This window comes from Nguyenibacter vanlangensis (assembly GCF_013376155.1).
Lineage (GTDB): Bacteria > Pseudomonadota > Alphaproteobacteria > Acetobacterales > Acetobacteraceae > Gluconacetobacter > Gluconacetobacter vanlangensis.
The window spans coordinates 1-1532 of the sequence record NZ_JABXXP010000661.1; the positions used below are offsets into that span (position 1 = coordinate 1).

Sequence of the window (1532 nt, forward strand, 5' to 3'; positions counted from 1 at the left end):
GTGACCGCGGCGACGATCGCACTGCCGGCGCGCAGCCACGCCAGGCAGGGCAGCATGACCAGGATCCCGGTCCCCAGTACCAGCAACGGCAGGGGAATGGGGGGAAAGAGGCTCATGACGCATGCGCCGTCGGCGCGACCGGGCGCGCGGTATCGGCCACGGGTTGCGGATACAGGCCCAGCGCGATCAGCAGGATGACCGCCCCGCCGAGCACCGCCATGTCCCGTGGCCCGAAATCGTCGATCCGGCGGGCCTCCTGCGTGGCCAGCGGCCCCATGAAGGCGCGCCCCAGCATCGTCAGGCCGTAGAGTGCCGAAAGGACCAGTCCGGCCGCCGCCAGGCCGGCCAGGAGAGGGCTGACCCGCCAGGTCGCCAGCAGCACCAGGAATTCGCCCACGAAATTGCCCAGCCCCGGCAGGCCCAGGGAGGCGACGGTAAAGACCAGCCCCATCGCCGAAAGCTGGGGGATGACGGCCCACAGCCCGCCCATGCTGCGCAGGTCGCGCGTATGGAGCCGGTCCTGCAGCGCGCCGGCGATGGCGAACAGGGCGCCGGTGCTCAGTCCGTGGGCCAGCATCTGCACCACCGCGCCTTGCAGGCCCAATGCCGAGCCGGAGAACAGGCCCAGCAGGACGAAGCCCATGTGGCTGACGCTGCTATAGGCGATCAGCCGTTTCATGTCGTCCTGGGCCAGCGCCAGCACTGCACCATACAGGATGCCCGCGACCCCGAGCGCCATGGCGACGGGCGCCAGTTGCGCCGAGGCGGCCGGGAACAGCAGCAGCACGAAGCGGATCAGGCCGTAGCCGCCGGTCTTGAGCAGCACGCCCGCCAGCAGGACGCTGCCGGCCGTCGGGGCCTGGGTATGGGTGTCGGGCAGCCAGACATGCAGCGGCACCACCGGCAGCTTGACCGCGAACGCCGCGAAGAAGCCCAGCGCCAGCAGCAGGCCTAGCCGCGGCGGCAGCGCGGTGCCCGCGAGCGCGAAATAATCGAAGGTGAGGACGCCGCTCTGCCGGAAATGGGCGATGACCAGCCCGAGGATGGACAGCAGCATCAGCAATCCGCTGCCCTGGGTGAACAGGAAGAACTTGATCGCCGCGCGGGCCCGGTCTTCGTGCCCCCAGAGGGTGACCAGGATGTAGAGCGGCACCAGCATCAGTTCCCAGAAGAAGAAGAACAGGAACAGGTCGGTGGCGATGAAGACCCCGTTCACCCCGGCGATGGCGAGCAGCAGGAGCAGGTGGAACAGTCCCGCCTTGTCGCGGACGTCCCGCGCCGCCGTCACCACGCAGGGATAGGTCAGCACCGCGGTCAGCCACAGCAGGGTCAGCCCCAGCCCGTCCAGGTCGCAGCGCAGGGCGATGCCCAGCGCCGGCACCCAGGGGAGGGACAGATGCAGCAGCCACGGACCCTGTGTCCGCAGGCCGCTCCAGGTGACGACGGCCAGCAGCGCGGTCAGCAGGACGATCGTGCCGATGCTGACGAACCAGGCCGCGCGCGGCGCCGTGCCTCGCCGATCGGCCAGCCAG

Annotated in this window: 1 protein-coding gene; it reads right to left on the reverse strand. The window is 70.1% G+C overall.

Annotation, left to right across the window (positions count from 1 at the left end):
- Positions 1 to 112 precede the first annotated feature (112 nt).
- A partial coding sequence (locus HUK84_RS17780) for a complex I subunit 4 family protein (protein ID WP_317135308.1) occupies positions 113 to 1532 on the reverse strand: 1420 nt, incomplete at its 5' end.